Consider the following 20,020-nt stretch of genomic DNA (forward strand, 5'->3'; position numbering starts at 1 on the left):
ATCCTCCTCACGCCGCCTGGATCAGCATGGCGCCGCCCTGGCCGCCGCCGATGCATTCGGTAGCCACCCCCAGCGACTTGCCCTCGCGCCGCATGGCGTTGGCGAGGTGGAGAACAATGCGGTTGCCGCTGGTGCCCACCGGATGGCCGAGGCTGATCGCACCCCCGTCGATATTGAGACGCGCGGCGTCGAGGCCGCCCATCGGTTCGTCGAGGCCCAAAGCGTCCCGGCAGAAGGTTTCGTCCTCCCAGGCGGCGACGCACGCCAGCACCTGCGCGGCGAAGGCCTCGTTGATCTCCCAGAGTTCGATGTCGTCCAGATCGCGGTCGTTGCGGTTCAGCAGCGGCGTTGCGCTCATGACCGGCCCCAGCCCCATGATCGACGGGTCGAGCGCCGTCCATTCACTGTCGGCGATCTCGGCGATCGGCTCCAGCCCGTGCGCCTTCACGGCTTCTTCCGAGGCCAGCACGACCCAGCTCGCGCCGTCGGTAATCTGGGAGCTGTTGCCGGCCGTGACCTTGCCCCAGGGCGGCTCGAACACCGGCTTCAACCCGGCCAGCTTGTCCTCCGAGCTTTCCGGCCGCACCCCGTCGTCGCTCTCGAAGACCTGGCCGTCAGCCGAGAAGGCCGGCATGACCTCGCCGTCGAGCCAGCCCTCGCTCTGGGCGCGGGCGAGGCGGAGGTGACTTCGGACGGCGTAGCTGTCCGCGGCTTCACGGGAGATATCGAACAGGTGCGCGAGTACCTCGGCGGTCTGTCCCATGTTGAGTTCGACAATGGGGTCCGTCAGGCCCTTCTCCAGGCCGATCAGCGGTTTGAAATGACCGGGGCGGAAATCCGCCAGAGCCTCGGCCTTGTCGCTCAGGCCCCGGGCACGATTCAGTTCCGAGAACCATTCCACCGCCTCGTCGCGGAAGACGAGCGGGGCATGGCTCAGCGATTCCGCGCCACCCGCCAGGATCAGGTCGGCCTTGCCCTCCCGAATGTAACGGAAGCCCGTGTCGATGGACTGCATGCCCGAGCCGCAGTTGATCTGCACGGTAAAGGCGGTCATCGCCTCCCCCATGCCGAGCCGGAGCGCGGCGACGCGCGCCGGGTTCATCTCGTCGGGGACGACGTTGACGCAGCCGAGAATGACCTGATCGAAGCACTCCGGCGCGAAGGGTTGACGCAGGAGCAGCGGTCGGCCGCACTGCACGGCGAGGTCGACGGGCGAGAACGGACCCGGCCCGCCGCGCGCTTTCAGGAACGGCGTGCGGGCGCCATCGGCGATGTAGACCGGACGGCCGCTCATGCCAGACCTCCGCTGCCGGCGCCGCCGACCAGACGCAATGGCTGATCGGTCGGGTCGCGCTCGGGAGCGTCTTGTCCGCTGCGGCGGAAGGCGTCCGGTGCGAAGTCGTCGACCGCAATGGCCGCTGCGACCGCCTCCCGGGCGCGCCGCGCCAGATCGGCCTCGTCCTCGCTCAACACGCCCTTGCGCTGGCCCTTCTGCCAGTCGGGTTCCTTGGCCTCGCGCAGTTTCTTCTCGGCCTCGGCCGCCTCGTTGACCAGGGCATAGGCCTTCTCCAGCCGGGCGACGCCGCGGTCCTCGCCCGGCGCGCCGAGATAGACGCCCCCGGTCAGCCGGTCACGGGTCTCGCCGGGCTCCAGCAGCAGCGCGGCGCAGCGGCCATTCAAACGGTCGTCGGGACCGAGCGCGCGGACGCCGCGCGGCATGATGACAAACCGCAGGAACCCGGCCGCAAAGCGGTTCGGGAAGTTGCGGAAGACCTCGTCCAGCCGCGTCTCGATGGTCCGGAAACCGCTCGCCATGCAGTAGTCGAGAACCGGACGGTCGGTCTCCGGGCTGCCCTCGTCCTCGAAGCGCTTCAGGGCGCCCGACAGCAGGTAGAGTTCGGACAGGACATCGCCCAGCCGCGCGGAGATCATCTCCTTGCGCTTCAGCGCGCCGCCCATGGTCAGCAGGGCCAGATCCGAAGCGAGGGCGAGTGCGGCGGCGTAGCGGCTGAGCCGTCGATAATGGCCGCGCGTCGCCGGTGCATCGGGGGCGTGCGACGGGCCCAGGCCGAACCAGCTCCGCGACCACGCACGGCCCAGCGTCCGCAGGCTGTGGCCGACATGGCCCCAGAAGGCCTTGTCGAATTCGTCCAGCGCCGCCTCGCGGTCGTTCTTCTCCAGCGCCAGCATTTCCTTCAGCAGCCAGGGATGGCAGCGGATCGCGCCCTGCCCGAAGATGATCAGGTTGCGGGTCAGGATGTTCGCGCCTTCCACGGTGATGGCGACAGGCACGGCGCGGTAGAGATTGCCGAGATAGTTCAACGGCCCGTCGATCACCGCCTTGCCGGCATGCACGTCCATGGCGTCGTCCACTGCCTCGCGCAGGCGGTAGGTGGCGTGCGCCTTCATGATGGCGGAAATCACCGCCGGCTGATGCCCCTGGTCGAGCCCCGCGCAGGTGAGCCGGCGCGCGGCGTCAAGCTGATAGGCGTGGCCGGCCAGCCGCGCCAGCCGGTCCTGCACGCCTTCGAAGCGGCCGATGGGAATGCCGAACTGTTCGCGGATACGGGCGTAGGCGCCGGTGGTGCGGGCGCAGAACGCGGCGCCGGCGGCGGAAAGCGACGGCAGGGAGATACCGCGTCCGGCGGCCAGCGCGCTCATCAGCATCTGCCAGCCCTTCCCCGCGTTGTCGGCGCCGCCGATGATGTGATCGATGGGGATGAAGACGTCGCGCCCCTTGTTGGGACCGTTCTGGAACATCTGGTGCGACGGCAGGTGACGCCGGCCGATCTCGACGCCGTCCAGATCGGTCGGCACCAGGGCGACGGTAATGCCGAGATCCATCGCGCCGCCCAGCAGTCCGTCCGGATCCTTCAGCTTGAAGGCGAGGCCGAGCACCGTCGCCACGGGGCCGAGCGTGATGTAGCGCTTGTGCCAGTTCAGGCGGATGCCGAGCACTTCCTCGCCCTGGAAACGCCCGCGGCAGACGACTCCCGTATCCTCCATCGAGGCGGCGTCGGAGCCGGCTTCGGGGCTGGTGAGGCCGAAGCAGGGCACCTCGCGGCCGTCGGCCAGGCGGGGCAGCCAGTAATCGCGCTGTTCGTCGGTGCCGAACTCCATCAGCAGTTCGCCGGGGCCGAGCGAATTGGGCACCATGACGGTGACGGCGGCGTCGGCGCTGCGCGTCGAAATGCGCCGGACGACCTCCGACTGGGCCCAGGCGGAAAACTCGAGGCCGCCATAGGCCTTCGGAATGATCATTCCGAAGAAGCCCTTTTCCTTCATGAAGCGCCAGACCTCGTCGGGCAGATCGCCATCTTCCCAGGAAATGCGCCAGTCGTCGATCATGGCGCAGAGCTCGTCTACGGGGCCGTCGAGGAAAGCTCGCTCCTCTGCACTCAGCTCCGGACCGGGGACCGCCTGCAGCTCCCGCCAGTCCGGATCGCCGGAGAACAGGGCGGCGTCCCACCAGACGTCGCCGGCGTCGAGCGCTTCGCGCTCGGTCGCGGACATGCCGGGTAGCACGCCTTTGGCCCATCGGAACAGGGGCCTGGTGAGCAGCTTCTTTCTGACCGTTCCGAGCATGACGCCTTCGGCCTGTTCTTGTTCTTGGTTCTGGGTGGCGCGTCGATGGCGCGCGCCTGTTACAGACGTGCGCAGGCGGCGAGGCCATTTCAAGCGGGCAGGCTTCCTTCGCCGGCAAGAGGCCGCGGTTGATATGCCTGCCGTCCGCTCCCAAGTCGTCGACAGTGCCGCCAGGCACATGCGCAGCCGAAAGAACAAGAAAGAACAGGCACATGACCCGCGAACCCGTGGATTACGGGGACGAGATCCCGTTCATCTCGGTCCTGGACGAGAACGGCGACATCGACGACGACCTGATGCCCGATCTCGGTCCCGAGGTCGTGCTGAAGGGCTACCGCACCATGCTGAAGGCGCGGCGTTTCGACGAGCGCCGCCTGAAGCTGCAACGCTCGGGGCGGATCGGCACCTTCGCGCCGGTCGTCGGTCAGGAAGCCTCGCAGATCGGCACCATCTCCACCCTGCGCAAGGACGACTGGTTCGTCCCCTCCTACCGCGAGACGGCGGCCGGCTTCTGGCGGGGTCTCGACCCGGCCGACATCCTGGTCTTCGACGCCGGCTACAACGAGGGGATCAGCATCCCAGACGATGCACGCGACCTGCCCAACGCGGTGCCGGTCGGCACCCAGATGCTGCAGGCCGCCGGCATCGCCCATGCGGGGCGGCTGCGCGGCGAGGACGCCATAGCCATGACCTATTTCGGCGACGGCGCGACCTCCCAGGGCGACTTCCACGAAGCCCTGAACTTCGCCGCCGTCTATAGCGCTCCGGTCGTATTCGTCTGCCAGAACAACCAGTACGCCATCTCCGTCCCCCGCGAGAAGCAGACGGCCTCGAAGACGCTTGCGCAGAAGGCGGTGGCCAACGGCCTGCCGGCGGTTCAGGTGGACGGCAACGACCTGTTCGCCGCCTACACCGCAGCCCGCGACGCAGTGAAACGCGCGCGCGAGGACGGTCAGCCCGGCATGATCGAATGCGTCACCTACCGCATCGAGATGCACACCACCGCCGACGATCCCACCCGCTACCGCGAGGACGACGAGGTCGAGGCCTGGCGCGAACGCGACCCGCTGGACCGGCTGGGCGACTATCTGCGCGACCGCGACGCGCTCGACGACGGCAAGCTGGAGAAGATGGAGAAGGAGATCGAGGCGGAGATCGCCGACGCCTGGGAACGCGCCGAAGCGCGGATCGAGGAACTGGAAGGCACCGACCCCATGTTCGCCCACATCTACGCCGAGCCCACGCAGGAACTGGAGCGCCAGCGCAAGGCGATGGCCCGGCGCGCGCCTCAGGAGGTCCACGCCGGCGAGGACTCCGAGGCCGAAGAGGACGCCGAGAACGGAAAAGACGAAGACCAGGTGGAAGGCGACGGGGAGAAGGACGATGGCTGAACTCACCATGGTCGAGGCCATCAACCTGGCGCTGCACCAGGAGATGGCGCGCGACGAGACGGTGCTGGTGCTGGGCGAGGATGTCGGCGTCGACGGCGGCATCTTCCGCGTCACAAGGGACCTGATCGAGGAATATGGCGAGGCTCGGGTGATGGACACGCCGCTGGCGGAATCCGGGATTCTCGGCTTTTCCATCGGCATGGCCATGAACGGCATGAAGCCCGTGCCGGAAATGCAGTTCTCCGGATTCGCCTATCTCGGTTTCCACCAGCTCGAATCCCACGCCTCCCGCATGCGCTGGCGCAGCCAGGGCCGCTTCAGCGTACCGATGACGGTACGCATGCCCTATGGCGGCGGCGTCCGCGCGCTGGAACACCATTCGGAAAGCCGGGAGATCTTCTACACCCACATGCCCGGCATGAAGCTGGTCATCCCGTCGGGCCCGCGCAACGCGCGCGCGCTGCTGCTCGCGGCCATCCGTGACCCGGATCCGGTGGTGTTCTTCGAGCCCAAGGCCAGCTACCGCGCCTTCCGGGAGGAAGTCCCCGACGACGAGGAAGTCATGGAACTCGGCCGTGCGCGCACGGCCCGGGAAGGCGGCGACATCACCCTCGTCGCCTGGGGCGCCATGCTGCCGCGCACGATGGAGGCGGCGGAACGGCTGTCGGAAGAGGGCATCGAGGCCGACGTGATCGACCTGCTCACGCTCTCGCCGCTGGACTACGAGACGGTCGTCGACTCGGTCGCCCGCACGGGCCGCTGCGTCGTCGTCCACGAAGCGCCGCTGAGTTACGGCCCGGCCGGCGAGATCGTCGCGCGGGTCAACGAGGGCTGCTTCCTGTCGCTGGAGGCGCCGGTCGCCCGCGTCGCCGGACCGGACGTCCACATGCCCTATTTCGCGCGTGAACAGCTCTACCTGCCCGACTCCGACCGCATACTCGACGCCTGCCGCCGCACGCTCGACTTCTGATCATCCGCCAGGGAGACGTCGCCATGGCATTCGAATTCAAGCTGCAGGATCCCGGCGAGGGTATTCACGAGGCCGAGATCGTCGAACTGCTCGTCAGCGAGGGCGATACGGTGAGTGAGGGCGATGACGTGCTGGTCGCCGAGACCGACAAGGCCGCGGTCGAAATCCCCTCCCCCGTCAGCGGCGAGATCGCCGAGATCCGGGTCGCGGAAGGCGACACCGTCGAGGTCGGCGACGTGCTGATGACCATCGAAACGGGTGACGACGCCGAAGATGCGACCGATGACAGCGGCGAGGACGACGAAGCGGCAGAGGCCGAGGACGCGGGCGAAGAAGAGGCCGAGGAAGAGGAGGCGGACGAAGGCGAAGAAATGCAGTCCGGCGAATCCGACGAAGGCGCGAGGGACAGGGACCGCGACGAGGAAGACGAAAGCGAAGACCTCGCCACGGGCGCCGACGAGGCGAAGGACGAGGAGACCGCCGAGGCCGCCCGGCGCGCCTCCGGCAGCGGCAAGGAGGGCAGAGGGGGCGAAGGCGACGCGGGCGAACGCCCGGCAAAGGCGACGCCAGCGGTCCGCAAGCTCGCCCGGGAACTGGATGTCGACCTGAAATCGGTCGAGGGCAGCGGCGAGGAGGGCCGCGTGCTGAAGGACGATGTCCGCGCCGCCGCCGGCGAAACTGGCGAAAAAGCCGAAGGCGCCCGCGAAAGGAAGGCGGAAAGGCCGAAGGACGCCGGCGGATCCGCCGAGGAGCGGCGCGAGCCGCTCCGGTCCATCCGCCGCGCCACCGCCCGGCGCATGGCGCAAGCCTGGTCGGAGATTCCCCATGTCACCCATCACGAGCGCATCGACATCACCGCGCTGGAGCGGGTGCGTCGCGAGCATGCCGGCAGCGTCGAGGCGGAGGGGGGCAAGCTGACGCTCACCCCCTTCCTGATGAAGGCGCTGGGCGCGGCCCTGCGCCAGCACCCCCGCTTCAACGCCCGCCTGGACGCCGATGCCGAGGAGATCGTCTACCTAGAAGCGATCAACATGGGCGTCGCCATCGACACGCCGCGCGGCCTGATCGTGCCGGTGATCCGCGACGCCGACCGCAAGAGCGTGCTCGACCTGGCGCTGGAACTGGGCGAACTGGCCGCCGAACTCCGCGAAAAGCGGCCGGCGCGGGAAACCCTTTCGGGCGGAACCTTCACGCTGACCAATGTCGGCGCGCTGGGCGGGTCGGGCTTCACGCCGATCATCAATCCGCCGCAGGTGGGCATTTTCGGCGCCGCGCGGGCGCGCCTCGAGCCGTTGATCGAGGGCGATATCGAGCACGCGGAGACCCGCGCCGCGCTGATCCTGCCCGTCTGCCTGGGGTTCGACCACCGGGTCAATGACGGTGCGGACGGCGCACGGTTCATGAACAGCGTCAGGCAGATGCTGGAGGAGCCGGCGGAACTTCTGATCCGCAATTGAGCTGCAGCGCCGCCCGGGACGTTTTACGCGCCGTCAGTCCGGCGGGGCGTTCTCCGCGCGGACCGCGCCGAACCCGGGCTCCCACTCGTAGCGGAAACTGGGCCCGATCAGCGCCACCATGTAGCGCGCATCGCCATCATCGCCGAGCAGCGGCAGCAGCAGGCGGGTGCGGACCGACGTCGGCAGCTCGTCCCAGATCACCGCCCTTTCCACCAGGGAATAGACGCCGCCCCGGGCCACGCCGTCGAACTCATCCCAGGCCTCATGGTCCGTGTCACCGTAGAGGTCGCTCAGCAGGCAGCCGCTCAGTTCCTTCTCCGACCGCGCCCGCAGGCCGGTGCCCGCCAGGCGGCAGAGATAGTCGTCCTCCAGGATCTCCCAGAGCATGATGTTGGGCAGCAGGCGCGCGGGTATGGAAAAGGGGCCGATATCCCGTTTCAGCGGTGCCGCGCGGTCGCCGCGCAGCTTCAGCCAGACATCGGCGAACTCCCGCAGATCCGCCGGCAGGCGCGCCTCGGGAAGCCTGTCGATGCTGTCGCGCTCCAGATGGAGAACCTCGGTCGTATACCGCAACAACCGGCGTTGCCGATGCTCGTTGGCAGACATCGCTTCATCCGATCCCAGTTACTTGTCCGGCGCTGCAGCTGGCCATCGGGGAGGGTCGCGATAGCCGGATCGTTAAGTTACTGTTTCATTTATTCGCCATTGAATGCAACGGCCATTTGTCCCTTCAGACCGCTTGCGCCGTGCCCGTCCGCTGTTCCGAAACGGCCGTCTCGTCGGGAAACAGGGCCTGCCCCTTGGTCAGCCAAGCGAACCCGAACGCCCAGATCGCGATCGTCTCCAGCCAGGTCACCAGCGCCCTGGTGCCGATGGCCTCGCCCAGTCCCACCTCGCCGTCGATGATGATCAGGGCCAGCATCGCCACCATGACGACCGCGCAGGTCCGGTAGATGCGGTTGCGGCGCGCCTTCTGCCGCGGCAGCCTGGCCTCGCTCGGCAGGCCCGAAAGCGTGAAGCGGAAATAGGCCAGAAAGGCCAGCGTCAGGAAGAAGACGGCGGCAGCCGCCAGGTGAACGTAATCCCCCGCAACGAACTGGGGCACGCAGCTTGGCGGCGGCAGCCCGTCGACCGCCGCGCAGCGCGCGCCTTCGGGAAGATGGTCGGGATATCCGGTCGGGAACAGCGCGACGCCGATCGCGCCGAGGCCGGCGATCCGGCCGGGCACACGGTCCTCCCCCTTCGGTCCGCGATAGGCCAGCAGGAACACGCCGATCGCGAACAGGGTGCCGACAAGCACCGCATCCGCGTTGGTATAGTAGTACGCGCTGATCGATGAGGGGATATCCAGACCGAACTCCAGGAAGCCCCGCACCACGACAGCCACCGGCAGGATCATCCCCAGCAGTCCGACCAGCTTTCGCAGGTCGCGGTAACTCAGGAAGTACTGGCGGCTGTGCGCCGCACCGTTCTCGTCCATCGCCGTCTCTCCACGCCGGTTCCGCAGGTTTCGAATCGCGACGGTCGGGCCAGAAACCCGATCATGCCACAGTTTCCCCTGGGGAAGAATGGAGCAGCCGAACGACCGCAGGCTGCCAGGAGCCCGGCGTCGACCCGCATGCAGCCAGGGACCGCCAAATGGCGTCCGGGCGGATCGGCAAAAAAGGGATGGCGGAGAGGATGTCCCCTGAATCCCTTGTTTCCTGCCGTCTCACATGCTCTCTGAGAGTCTCAATATATACATACAATTCAATATATTAACCCACAGTACACCACCACGCGCCGTCTCACCACGTCTCTTGCTATTGCTAGGCAGCGCAGCCATAGTGATGGGTAATTTGATGGGTAGGAATCGTGCTTTGCCGCATTCACGCTATCGGCTATCCGCTAGGAAAGTTGCCAGCACGGACCAGCCAGGGCTGCATGCCGATGGTGGCGGTCTCTACCTGCAAGTCTCCCGGACTGGCGCCCGGAGCTGGCTCTATCGCTACATGCTCCGTGGGCGACGCCGAGACATGGGGTTGGGCCCCGCCGATAGTGTGAGCCTCAGCGAAGCCCGGCAGCTGGCAGACACATATCGTGCCATGGTTAAGCGCGACGGCCTTGATCCGATCGAGGAACGCAAGCGCCAACGTATCGCCCAACAGGCGGACGATGTGCGGGTCATGACTTTCGAGCAGTGTGCCGAAGCCTATGTTGCCGCCAAGGAGGCTTCATGGCGCAATGCCAAGCATCGTCAACAATGGGTCAATACCCTGAAGACCTATGCTTACCCGGTGTTCGGCAAGCTGCCGGTTGACGAAATCGACACATCGATGGTGCTCAAGGTCCTCGAGCCGATCTGGCGCGAGAAGACGGAAACTGCGAGCCGTTTGCGGGGCAGGATCGAATCCGTGCTCGATTGGGCTACGGTCCGAAACTACCGGAGCGGCGACAACCCAGCTCGGTGGCGAGGGCACTTGAAGACCCTTCTGCCGGAGCCAGGAAAGGTCGCCAAGGTCCAGCACATGAAGGCCCTGCCCTATACCGAACTGAAGGCGTTCATGCACAATCTCGGCGCCCGCACGGGTGCTGCGGCACGCGCCCTAGAATTCCAAGTTTTGACGGCCAGTCGCCCAGGCGAGGTCGTCAACATGATTTGGGAGGAGGTCGACCTCGCGCGCGGCACTTGGACGGTCCCTGCGGAGCGAATGAAGGTGAGCCGAGAGCATCGCGTGCCGCTCTCGAAGCAGGCGCTCGCAGTGCTCGAACGGGCCCATGCGGAGTTCTTGGATGGCCATGGAGATACGCCGGGCGCGCTGCATGGCTTCGTCTTCCCTGGTGGGCGAGGCAAGGCGCACCTTTCGAACAATGCCGTGCTGGCCCTTCTGAAGCGCATGGACGTCAAGGTTACAGCACACGGGTTCCGATCCACTTTCAGCGACTGGTGCGCCGAGTGCACGATCCATCCGGCCGAGCTTCGTGAAATGGCACTGGCCCACGCGGTGGGCGACAAGGTCGAGGCCGCCTACCGCCGCGGTGACATGTTCGAGAAGCGCCGAGCGCTCATGCAGGAATGGGCCGACTTTGCGTATGCGCTCGATCAGAATGCTGGCGGAAGGTCAGCGACTTCATAGGGAGAAGTCCGATACCGAAGCATAAGGCGATCACCAATGGCGGAATGTTCATTCGCCGGTATTCAGAGGTCGACCAACAGCTCGACTGCATCGTTGCCAAACTGAAGACCTACCGTCTTGCGGACAGGTCCAGCCGCCAGTCAGATGGCCCGCAAGATGGGATGCTGAAAGATGACCTCCGCGAAGCGCTCGCGATGTATGCTGGCATCCTCGCCGAGGATCGATGGGAGCGCCGTTTCCGGTATCGAATAGGGGCTCTCAAAGGCCCTGACGCAGAGAATTCGAGCAGTTCGTCCTCACCTGGCAGCACGCCGACAGAGGTGAGGCGCCAAATCGTTAATCTCAGAAAGGTAGCCTCCGCCTGGGATGCTGTCGGGTGCTCCTGGAATGGGAGGCATCGAAACAAGGGCATGCTTCGGGACGCCCTAATGGATCGTCTTGACGAATTGAGTGATCAGACAAGGATCTTGATCTGGAAGCGCTTGCCGGAGAGCTATAAGCGTCCACCAAATGACAGCAATCTGGGTTTGCGCGCAAGATCGCCGCTATCGCTGTTGGGACTTAGAAATATTGTCGACGATATCGAAGAACCAACAGAGAGCATGGCTCGCGTCCGGGATCTCATCCAGCGCCTCGGAGAGTTAGACGACAATATCGTTGAACCAGGTGGCTGGCCCACCCCCTATACCCACCTGCTCATCGAAGAGCTAATTCCGGTCTGGAAGCAGTGGACAGGACGGACACCCCGGCGCAGCAACGCGACGATCGACCAGAGCGGTGAGTGGCCATTCTTCGAATGGGTAAAGCTCGTGAATGACAAATTGGATCTTCCCCATATTGGGGAAGATCGTCTCGACCGATTGGTCCGCGTCTACTACTGAAAAATATCCCCCCCGTCACGGGGGCGGCTGTCTCCTTGAGGATGTTTTGGACGAGCCAAGAAGAGCTCGTGGAAAACAACCGCAATCACTTGGAGACGATCCATGAACCTCCCCATGGCAGACCACCGCCTACTGCGACTGAAAGAAGTCCTGACACGCACGGGAATCTCCCGCGCGACAGTCTATCGCCTCATCGCTCGCGGTGAGTTTCCGCGACCGACCCATGTCACGCCCCACGCCTCCCGTTGGGTCGATCGGGAGATCGACGCCTGGATCGATGATCGGGTAATTGACCGGGACATGGCGTGAATGGTCGGCAGGACTGCGGATCGCGCCAATCTTCCTACCCTGGATCCTCTCAGACTTGAGGAAAGGCTAGCGAAGCCACCCATCGAAGAATCCGTCATCGAAGCGGCCTCCGCCTACGCTCGTGAAGGCTTTGCAGTCTTCCCCGTTCACGGCACCCAGACCGATGGTGGATGCACCTGCGGTGACCCTGGTTGCACATCCAAGGGCAAGCATCCGGCGATTGGAGGTGGGTTCAAGGACGCGACCCGCAGGCAAGAGCAGATCGACAGCTGGGTCGAAAAGGATTTGCTGTCAGACCGCCACAATCTTGGTCTGCCGACAGGTCGTCAGAACGGCATCTGGGTTCTCGACATTGACGGAGAGCACGGCGAGCAAGCTCTGGAAGCGCTTGAGGCACAACATGGGCGCTTGGCTCCTACCCTGACGAGTACCACCGGCCGTGGCCGGCACCTCATCTTTCGTTACCCCAGCGAAGGTAGCGAGATAAAGACGCGATCGGCTGTGTTCGGCAAAGGGGTGGATATCCGCGGCAAGGGTGGATACATCGTCGCTCCTCCATCGCGCCATTGGACGGGCGCCAGATACTGTTTTGCCGATCCGGACGTGCCCATCGGCGTTGCGCCGGACTGGCTGCTGGCGCGCGCCCTGGCGCCGCCACCTCAGAACCGGGAACGCAAACAACCTAACTCACTCCCAAAGGAGCGACGAGGGTTCTCTGGCTTCGATCACGCTACGGATAATGGATGGGACCGCCTGACCGCTGCGGACGCCGAAGAGGCGCTCAGGTGCCTGAACCCAGATACCGGTTACGATGAATGGGTCGGAATCGGGATGGCGCTCCATCACGGCGACTTTGCATTCGATCTCTGGGACAGTTGGTCCACTCGAGGCAACAAATACAAGCCCAATGAGTGCCGTCAGAAGTGGGACAGCTTTTCGCCCGATGGCGGCATCACCATGGGGACACTTATCCACCTCGCCAAGAACTGCGGATGGGACTATCAGCCGCGTTCCAAGCTTGCCTCAGTGTCCGTGCCCCCCGCCTTCCCAAAAGTCTCTGGAACGGCGGACGAAGCTCATCGAACGATCAGACATGCAATCGGCGGATTCTGGTCGGTCGTCGCGAACCACTGGCAACACGAGACAGATCGGTTGGCCGGTGTAAGGTTCGCGGTCAATGGCGTCGAGACCGAGGTACCATTGCCTGAGGCGATCGCGCCGATCCACGTGATCCAAGGTGCACTTGCCTCTGGAAAGTCGCACGCTATTCGTGAAGAGGCCGTCGACTATCTATCCACAAACAGAGATGCGATTGGCGTCATCGCCGTGCCGGCACACAAGTTGCTCGACGAATACGAGGAACGGCTGGCCATGGCAAAAACAAGGAGCGTTCGCGTCGCCGTCTTTCGTGGCATCGAACGGCCGGACCCTCAGCAGCCAGGCTTGACGATGTGTTGGCGTCTCGACGCTGCCAGGACCTGGACGGCGTGCGGCGCGCCGCTTAAGCAGCTCTGCAAGAATTGCCCCTCAAACGGCAAATGCGGGACATCCAAACAACGTGAAAGAGAAGCCGACTTATGGCTCATGCCTTCCAATATGATCTTTGGCGGGCTGCCGGAGACGATCCACAGAGAACGTTTGAAATGGCTCGTGGTCGACGAAGATCCATCTCCCTTCGCGGTCAGGGGTGTAGCACGGGCTGGCACAGGCGACGGCGACCCAGACAACCGTGAATTGCTTGTCGCATCGGAGGCGCTCGAAGCTAGGCAGATCCCAAACGACGACGGCGAGGGAATAAATCCCATTGCGTCCCTGGAATACGCGGCTGCGGCAAAGGCCCTTGAGAAGGTAATGGGACCGAAACGCCTCAGCGTCCATGCGCTTCGCCAGGCAGGGATGACTGAAGACCTTGCTGCAGCGGCAGTAGGGTACACTTGGCGACTTCGATCCCGACCCCAAGCTGACGGTGGACTTGATGATGAGGTCATCATCGCTGTAGCGCGAGCCGTCGAGCACGACAACGCTACAGTTCGGAAATTGGGTGCCCTCTGGATGGCGATAAGACGGGCCTTGGCTGAAGACCTGACCAATGTGCCTGGTGTGCACTTGACCAAAATTCAAACCGAAGGTGGCAAGGTGCCAGCCCTCGAGTTGTCTGTCCGCCGGAATATCGGCCGCGGCTGGCTGGTCCCTACTCTATTGTTGGACGCAACCGCCGACCCCGAAATCGTCGAAGCCGCTTTTCAGGCTCGGCCAACTTCGTGGGCGGTGGCAGTGGCTGCCTTGCCTGAGAGCGTCTCGGTACGGCAGATATCCGATACCTCGTTCGGAAAATCGATGCTTTTTCCGGACACCTCAATGGGCCGCTCAGCGGTCAATGCGGCGACGAACAATGTTCAGAAGCTCCTTTGGTACATCGAGGCTCGAGCAGGCGTGTTTCGGGGCATGGGCGCCCAGCTCGAAGATGGTATGCGGCCGGATGTCCTTGTGGTCGGTCAGAAGGAACTGGTTCGTCGACTGCGATGCCAGAACCTGCCAGAGAATGTCGAGACAGCTCACTTCGGCAACCTGGCGGGCCTCGATCGATGGAAGGGTGTTCGATGCCTCATTGTTGTGGGCCGTCGAATGATCCCGCCCAATGAGGTCGAGAAGCTCGCCGAAGTTCTTGGAACACGTGATGTTGTCCCCAACGAGCGTTGGTACCCAACGAGGCCGCTCGGCCTGCGTCGACGGGCTTCCGATATCGGCACGGCGGAAAAGGTCGAGCGTCATTCAGACAAGCTCGCGGAGGCGCTTCGCTTTCGCGCGGCCGAGGGAGAGATCATCCAGGCGATCGGTCGGGCGCGAGGCATTCGCCGCAACGCTGCCACCCCTCTCCAGATCGACATTCTGGGACGTGCGCCTCTACCTGGAATCGAAGTGGATGAGGTACTGCATTGGACCGAAGCGCTGCCCACTGTTGCCGAGCATCTCTGGGCACGATGTTGTCTTCGGATCGATCGCCAAGCCTATCACGGCAAGGCCGATCTTGTAGCGGCCCTGCTACCCGACCGTTTCACGGATGCAAAGGCAGTCAGAAGCTGGTGTTCTGAGCATCGTGACCGCTCACTGTCGGAATCCTCTATAGATACTATTATAGAGAAATCTGACAGTGAGAGGCGTTGGTACGGGCAACTCAGGTTGCCCGGTACCAGATATGCTGTGAAGGCTTGTCGATACTCTGGTGGACATGACTTGCCGGTCCCAATGGTGGTGCAGCGTTCAGAGCGGAGAGGAAAGACCATTCTAACGCGCGGAAACTGGATCGTAGAGTCGGAGTGTTGACGGCGGTGTTTTGTCTGTCTGCCGATCAGCTTTTTTTGGGGCTATCGGACATGCCACTGTGACGTCGGGTGCAATATGACATCATTCTAGCGGATAATTGTTCAACGATAACAATCCCCTATACAGACACGGGAAAAAGCGAGACGCGCCCAAGAAGGTTAATTATTAATAGCGCTGTGTGACATGGGCATGCATCAGTGATGGACGAGATCACCAAATATCTGAAACAGAGCGGGCCGAGCCTTAGCAGCGAGGTCAGCGATCACCTTGCCAAGACGCTTCGGATCAGCGGCGACGCAGCGCGAAAGCGCGTCTCGCGCTTGCCGGAAGGCGTCAAGCGCCTTGGCTTCATCATGTTCCCGCGTAAGGCCCGATTCATCTATCACGAGCAGCAGTTCAGGTCGGAGCTGTATTGGGAACGGCTGATCGCAGCGCTCCAGCAAACCAACTCCGCCTATGGTTATGCGATCGCCGGCCTGCGGCTCCGCAGCGGCATCGTGCCGGAGGCGCACTTCAAGATCATGTGCGGCGCTCCGGTCCGACAGGCAAAGCACCTCTCACCAGAGACGGTTTTTGAACGTTTGGACAAAGCGGGTCTGCTCCAAAAAATCGATGTGCCGGGGCTCGGTTCTTGCATCTGCTTGGCACAATACGACGGCCGCTATGATGAGCTCGCGCTTCGCGTGCGCGCGCGCCTTATCACCGAGGGCATCCTTCTTACCGCTATTCGCGGTTGGGTCCGGAAGCTCGGCCTCGTTAGCTACGAGCGGGTCGCCACACGCGATAATGCGAGCGTACCGATGGTTGGTACCTTCGCGTGGGACATGACCGCGCCGTCGTATCTCGGCCCGATGTCGCGCATCGGTCGAGATGGCGCGGTGAAGCCGGGATTTCTGGCGTGCGATGTGTTGCTGGAAAGTGAAGTCGATAAGGCGGGCATCGCTCCCTTCGTCCGCAAATGCGTCACGTTGCGCAAGCTGCGCAATGTGGGTCCATGCCTCCAAATGTTCGTAGCGGAACGCTACTCAAACGACGCATTCCTAGCCCTCAAGCGAAACGGCATCATACCGGCAACGCCGCGCACCCTATTTGGTGACGAGGTGGCGGAAGCCCTGTCGCAGGTCAGGTCAGTCCTAATCGAAGCCGCCCGGTATGCGATCGATCCGGTAAAGCTCGACGAACTGTTCAAACGCCTCGGAAAGATTGAGGGTGCTGCGATCCAGTTACGCGGTACGCTGCTGGAATTCATGGCGGCGGGATATTTTAACCGGCTCGTCGACCACGTGTGGATGAACCGGATCTTCAAGATCGAAGGGCAATCGGCCGAGGCGGATGTCGTTGCCGTCGCTGAGGGCGAGTCTGTCACCTTCGTGGAGTGCAAGGGGTATAGCCCTTACGCCACGATACCCGACGCGCTTGTAAAGAAATGGCTCCAGAAGAGCATTCCGATATTCTATAAGTCGGCGCTTGCGCACCCCGATTGGCGGGGTCTTGATATAAAGTTCGAGTTCTGGGTCACCGGCCAGCTGTCACCTGAAGCGGAGGCGATGCTTGCCAAGGCCGCAGCCACCATCAAGAAGAGCCGTTACAAAGTGCAGCTTCTTCGGGCGGATGACATCTTGACCAACTTCAAATCGCCCAGGGATCGTTCGCTAGCTGTGGCGTTGCGAAACCACTTCATGCGACCGCCAGCCGAGGACGAATATGTCGAGTTGGCGTCTCCACCACAGGATGAAGACTGGTCATTCATCATCGAGCGGATCCAATAGTGGATCCCGTGACCGACGCTACAAACAAGATGAGGAAGACACCTCTCGCAGCGCGATTCACGAAGCAGCTCATTCGGGTGAACGACCAGATTTGCTTTGCTGCGCTCCAGCAGTGGGACTCAGCGAACCGGCTTGAGACGCTTGCGAAGGACCGCCCGAAGGCTTTTTCAACGGAAGTCTTCGAGGACAATCCTTACGCGAAGTCGATCTATCGCCGTGCCATGGACCTTCCAGAGCTATCGCGTGACGCTCAGGCAATGGCTCTGCAAACCGGTGTTGTGGCCTCCGTCGAGTACGTCCTTGCCTACATGCAGGACGTGCAGGATCTCCGGGAAGTTCTGGTCGGCGAAACGGGAGAACCCATCCACGAGGATGCTAAAGAGGAGCAACTGCGCCAAAAGATTGAACGATGGCGAGGGAAGCCGCCTACCAGCAATTACTTCCGAACGCTGGGTTACTTTCGGCATCTGCGAAACCACTACGCGCATGTGAACGAGAAGCCGACTCAGGCATTCCAGACCTACATCAGGTCATACGGCACGCCGCTGAATACCTTCTGGGACAATAGCGTGACCGACCTTCACGGGGTAGACTTCAAGTCCCTTGCAATGACCGACCTCACGCCGGAGCTCGCCTTCGGGATCATGAACCTTCTGCGTGTTTGCCTGCGTCACGTGGACGACATGGTCGCCGATACCGTGTCTCTTGCCGACACAGTGCGGTGTATTGTCATGCAGATTCGGTTGGAACCGCGCAACCGCGAGCTACCGCGTGCTCGGCTTGTTTCTAAAGTGACGGCCCGCCTGAAGATGGATTGGGGCCGTGAGGGCGATGCAATTCAGATCGAAAAAGCTATTGAGACAGTTCTCGCCGACCTCAAAACCTAGCCATCCTTGGAGTGGAGGATGGGTTCGTCAGCGTTCTCGCTCTTGGTCGATGCGGTCCGTGTCAGGGCGTAACGTCCACTATTGGCACACCTCCGCACGCCCGTCCCCTGCGGGCAATGGCAACCGACCCTTGAAGCGGTCACTTCACCGGTGAGCATCGGCTCTCGACGCGCCCGGGCATCCGCGAGTTCCCGCCTCGGCAACCACCGATGGCCCACAGCAGGCACTCAGCTGCTACTTTGATCTCTGGATCTGGTGCCAGTTGATTTATTTTGTTGAGGGTCATAGGGGTCGGGGAAGCTGCCAATGTACTTGCAGAATGTGAAGCTCGCGAACTTCCGTTCGTTTGATCAATGTGAGATCGAACTTCAAAAGGATCTGACTGTTTTCGTCGGAGAGAATAACGGGGGTAAGAGCAACGCTATCGACTCGATCCGATTGGTGACGGCCCCGCTCGGTGGCCGGCGCGAGATCTACTGCGAAACAACAGACGTGCGTTTCCAGAGCGCGAACGACCAATTCGAGCTAGAAGCGCATTTTTCAGACCTATCGACCGGTCAGCAGGGTCGTTTTATCAGCGCTGCCACAAACGCAACGCTGAGTCGGGCATCGTTCGGATTGCGCTTCGACGGAAGCCAGGACGGTGCGAGGCCTGTATTCTGGGCCGGCAAGGAAGGCAATGCTCCGGAGCCAGGCTGCCATGACATGGTGCGACATGTCTATTTGCCGCCGCTGCGCGACGCGAAGCGGGCACTGGCATCAGGCAACCCGACAAGGATCATGGCGCTGCTGAAGCACTTTCTAGGTGACACGACCCCGAACGATCTCGCCAAAGAACTCGCGCGGACGCAAGCTCACGACGTGCTCACGAAGGTAGACAGTGCTGTCGAGAAGGGGCTTACAGAACTCACCTCCGGGATACGTCGTCAGACGGCTTCATTGGGCTTTGCAACCGACGAAGCGCTTATCGAGATTGCGCGAGACCTGCGCTTCAAACTCGCCGACCACGGCGTCAATCCGGAGGATTTGCGTTATTCCGGCCTCGGGTACGCCAATCTGCTGTTCATGGCGATCACTGCTGTTGAACTGGAAGAGGTCCGTACTGCCGATCTGACGCTTTTCCTAGTAGAGGAACCTGAGTCGCATCTGCATCCCCAGCTTCAGGCTGCAGTTCTCGGCTTTCTGCGTGACCGGGCCGAAGACTCACGAAAGCACGCGCCTGCTGATCACGGACCCGCTGGCGAACTACAGGTAGTTGTGGCCACGCATTCTCCCAACTTGTCGGCATGGGTCAGCAGTGATCGGCTCGTGGTTTTCCGATCACACATGGCGGAAGCTGGGGAGGTTTCGGAGGGAGACGTGCCGGCCGAACCATATGCCGCCGATGCCACAGTGTTTGAAAAGGCCCAAAGGCCAGACTATTCCGCCACTGAGGACGACGAGGCGGAGAGCATACCGGCCACTGGTACCGCCGCCCTCCCACTGCGTCGCTCGACCCACTGTATCGCGCTAGCGCGGATGGATCTCGACCTGCTTGAGCGGCGCAAGGTGGACCGCTATCTCGACGTGACGAGAGCGGCGCTGTTGTTCGGGGGACGAGTCTTCCTTGTGGAGGGCATAGCAGAAGCTCTTTTGCTGCCTGCCATCGCAGAACATCGCACACTCAAGGGCCAGCCCGATAAGCTGCGGCTATTCCGCTCGACAGTCTTTGTGCCGATCGACGGCGTGGATTTCAGCCCCTACGCGACCCTTTTGCTCACGGCTGTAAATGATGTGCGGGTTGCCGATCAAGTCGTCATCATGACTGATGGCGATAAGGGTATCGGTGCTGAAGAGGAGAAACAGGAAGAGGCTGTGAAAACCCAGGACGGGGGTGGTGACGATGGCGAACCGAGGCAGGCTAGCTTTGAACCAGATCCACTACCCGCCGCCACTGGCGAGGAGGAAATGCCGCCGACGTCCCCAGCGATTCCCGGCGAACGGCGCAAGGCAGAGCTTAAGGCGCTGGCAAAACGCCTAGGTGCCGAACAGCATCTCGCGGTGCTGACCAGCACTTATTCGCTGGAGACGGAGTTGCTGGAGGCTGGCAACGAGGCGATCTTGCGCAAAGCCTACCTGACCTTGCACCAGCGCTCCGCGAGTAAATGGGACAGCGCTGTCGCGCTCTCAGGCGACGAGCGGGCAACCGCAATCCATGATATATTCAAGACAACACGCAAGGGCGATTTTGCACAAGTGCTCGCGAGGCTGATCGAGGACGGCGAAGACTTTTCGGTTCCTCGCTATATCGCGGATGCCATCGAAGCAGTGGTGGTGCCGTGACCGCCCCGT

General features: G+C 62.9%; 14 protein-coding genes and 1 pseudogene. 11 read left to right on the plus strand and 4 right to left on the minus strand.

The genetic code is table 11. From position 1 onward, the window contains the following. Positions 1-7: 7 nt before the first annotated feature. On the minus strand, positions 8-1,294 hold the full coding sequence (locus CWC60_RS14980) for an acetyl-CoA C-acetyltransferase (protein WP_109794748.1): 1,287 nt from the start codon (positions 1,292-1,294) through the stop codon (positions 8-10). Further along, entirely contained in the window at positions 1,291-3,585 is a 2,295-nt protein-coding gene (locus CWC60_RS14985) for an acyl-CoA dehydrogenase (protein ID WP_109794749.1), read from the minus strand. Before CWC60_RS14985 ends, CWC60_RS14980 begins: the two co-directional genes overlap by 4 nt. 212 nt (positions 3,586-3,797) lie before the next feature. Here CWC60_RS14985 and pdhA point away from each other — a divergent pair, with 212 nt between their 5' ends. Genes pdhA through CWC60_RS15000 form a run of 3 tightly spaced genes read left to right on the plus strand, consistent with a single transcriptional unit; the run spans position 3,798 to position 7,403 of the window. Further along, the gene (gene pdhA / locus CWC60_RS14990) at positions 3,798-4,976 is read left to right on the plus strand and encodes a pyruvate dehydrogenase (acetyl-transferring) E1 component subunit alpha (RefSeq protein WP_109794750.1); all 1,179 of its coding nucleotides are present in this window, start codon (positions 3,798-3,800) and stop codon (positions 4,974-4,976) included. Continuing rightward, positions 4,969-5,946: an alpha-ketoacid dehydrogenase subunit beta gene (locus CWC60_RS14995; protein WP_109794751.1), complete on the plus strand. Its 978-nt coding sequence runs from the start codon at positions 4,969-4,971 to the stop codon at positions 5,944-5,946. Before pdhA ends, CWC60_RS14995 begins: the two co-directional genes overlap by 8 nt. A gap of 23 nt (positions 5,947-5,969) precedes the next feature. Then, the gene (locus CWC60_RS15000) at positions 5,970-7,403 is read left to right on the plus strand and encodes a dihydrolipoamide acetyltransferase family protein (RefSeq protein ID WP_109794752.1); all 1,434 of its coding nucleotides are present in this window, start codon (positions 5,970-5,972) and stop codon (positions 7,401-7,403) included. 33 nt (positions 7,404-7,436) lie between these two features. Here CWC60_RS15000 and CWC60_RS15005 read toward each other — a convergent pair whose 3' ends face one another. Together CWC60_RS15005 and CWC60_RS15010 are read right to left on the minus strand one after the other, a co-directional pair. Beyond that, the gene (locus CWC60_RS15005) at positions 7,437-8,009 is read right to left on the minus strand and encodes a PAS domain-containing protein (protein WP_109794753.1); all 573 of its coding nucleotides are present in this window, start codon (positions 8,007-8,009) and stop codon (positions 7,437-7,439) included. 124 nt (positions 8,010-8,133) lie between these two features. After that, positions 8,134-8,883 (minus strand): DUF998 domain-containing protein, encoded by a 750-nt coding sequence (locus CWC60_RS15010; RefSeq protein WP_109794754.1) that lies wholly within the window; start codon positions 8,881-8,883, stop codon positions 8,134-8,136. A gap of 361 nt (positions 8,884-9,244) precedes the next feature. Here CWC60_RS15010 and CWC60_RS15015 point away from each other — a divergent pair, with 361 nt between their 5' ends. The 8 genes and pseudogenes from CWC60_RS15015 to CWC60_RS15045 all read left to right on the plus strand — a co-directional run bounded on the left by CWC60_RS15015 (position 9,245) and on the right by CWC60_RS15045 (position 20,011). Continuing rightward, positions 9,245-10,519 (plus strand): tyrosine-type recombinase/integrase, encoded by a 1,275-nt coding sequence (locus CWC60_RS15015; RefSeq protein ID WP_109794802.1) that lies wholly within the window; start codon positions 9,245-9,247, stop codon positions 10,517-10,519. A 428-nt stretch (positions 10,520-10,947) separates the two neighbouring features. Further along, positions 10,948-11,400 carry a hypothetical protein gene (locus CWC60_RS23300; RefSeq protein WP_125182796.1) on the plus strand — a complete coding sequence of 151 codons (453 nt, stop codon included), beginning with the start codon at positions 10,948-10,950 and terminating at the stop codon, positions 11,398-11,400. 102 nt (positions 11,401-11,502) lie between these two features. Further along, positions 11,503-11,709: a helix-turn-helix transcriptional regulator gene (locus CWC60_RS15025; protein WP_206419952.1), complete on the plus strand. Its 207-nt coding sequence runs from the start codon at positions 11,503-11,505 to the stop codon at positions 11,707-11,709. Next, positions 11,710-12,327: pseudogene (locus tag CWC60_RS24410) on the plus strand (bifunctional DNA primase/polymerase); the annotation flags it as partial. A gap of 135 nt (positions 12,328-12,462) precedes the next feature. Next, positions 12,463-15,033, plus strand: a complete 2,571-nt coding sequence (locus CWC60_RS15030; RefSeq protein ID WP_420891161.1) for a PriCT-2 domain-containing protein — start codon at positions 12,463-12,465, stop codon at positions 15,031-15,033. A gap of 200 nt (positions 15,034-15,233) precedes the next feature. Then, positions 15,234-16,802 carry a hypothetical protein gene (locus tag CWC60_RS15035; RefSeq protein WP_109794757.1) on the plus strand — a complete coding sequence of 523 codons (1,569 nt, stop codon included), beginning with the start codon at positions 15,234-15,236 and terminating at the stop codon, positions 16,800-16,802. 77 nt (positions 16,803-16,879) lie between these two features. Further along, entirely contained in the window at positions 16,880-17,689 is an 810-nt protein-coding gene (locus CWC60_RS15040) for a hypothetical protein (protein WP_125182797.1), read from the plus strand. A gap of 306 nt (positions 17,690-17,995) precedes the next feature. After that, complete coding sequence (locus CWC60_RS15045) at positions 17,996-20,011, plus strand: ATP-dependent nuclease (RefSeq protein ID WP_109794759.1); 2,016 nt, start codon at positions 17,996-17,998, stop codon at positions 20,009-20,011. Positions 20,012-20,020: the final 9 nt, after the last annotated feature.

Source organism: Minwuia thermotolerans (assembly GCF_002924445.1).
In the GTDB taxonomy this organism is placed as follows: domain Bacteria; phylum Pseudomonadota; class Alphaproteobacteria; order Minwuiales; family Minwuiaceae; genus Minwuia; species Minwuia thermotolerans.